1 protein-coding gene is annotated in these 1,074 nt (G+C 40.0%); it reads left to right on the forward strand.

The annotated features are described in order from the left end of the window. Positions 1-938, forward strand: a 938-nt coding sequence (locus DYY66_RS05630) for an archaeosortase/exosortase family protein (RefSeq protein ID WP_218583622.1), incomplete at its 5' end; no start/stop codon positions are given. Positions 939-1,074: the final 136 nt, after the last annotated feature.

Here is a 1,074-nt window from a genome sequence, read left to right on the forward strand (position 1 = left end):
AAGAAAACTCGCCGTTTATAAATTTCTACCAAGACAACACATCTTTGAGCGTAAAAGAGGGTTTAACCATTTTTACTGATTGTCAACGAATTGTTTGGAGAGTTAGAATAAAAATTAAAGGAAGGTTTTCGGTTTCACCTTGGAGCCTGAGGCACTGTCTTGATAAAATATTATTAGAACCATGTCGAGTCGATATTATGACTTGTTCTATAAAACCTCACCTTTCTCTAAGATTTGTTTTAGGCCTACTTTCAATGTCGTCTGCCTTCGTACTTTATTTTCTTTACCAGTCAGATGGCGGTAGGTTGTTCTTTCTCCCACCTATTGGGATAGGTGTATTTATTTTTGGATTTTATCTGAGCCTTTCTGGAACAAATTTTTACAATAAATTTCGAGGTATGGTGCTTTTCATGTCGCTTGCAGTGTTCATGTCATGGATGGCATGGGACACAGGACTACATGATTACATTGTAAATTCTTCCTATGGAAGCTTTCTTGCCGGAATTACAGTAAAATTTTCAGTATACTTTCTTGACGCGTTTGGATACCATGTGACAAGTGCTGGCAATCAGATAACGTTTCTTGGAAATGCCAAAGTCCAGTCATTTGACGTGATAAACTCCTGCAGTGGTGCTGATACTACAATATTGTTTCTTGCTGCATTCGTTTTGATGTTAGCTGATCAGGGACGCCGTGCATCCATCCAAAAGCTCGCAGTCTGTTTTGTTCTTGGAGGATTAGGCACATATCTTGCATCCATAATGAGAGTCCCATTGCTTGGAATAATTGGATACTATTACGGGTATGACACATTGGAGACATTGCATATGTATTCGGGATATCTTATCTTTCTTGGCTCAATCGTAGCATTCTGGTACCTCTCCTTGCGCTGGATAAACAAAAGGACAAACTGCCTTACCGCAAGTCAGGTTAATTGATTCTATGATTTGCGGGACTGATGACTTTGTATCTTATCACCGCATATGCTGCAGCAGATGTCACCAAAAGGAATGCAACACCACCTAGAGGAAATTCCGGAAGCGATACAGCCGGTGTTGCGTCAGAAAGAACTGA

This window comes from Candidatus Nitrosotalea sp. FS, from assembly GCF_011319475.1.
Taxonomy (GTDB): Archaea; Thermoproteota; Nitrososphaeria; order Nitrososphaerales; family Nitrosopumilaceae; genus Nitrosotalea.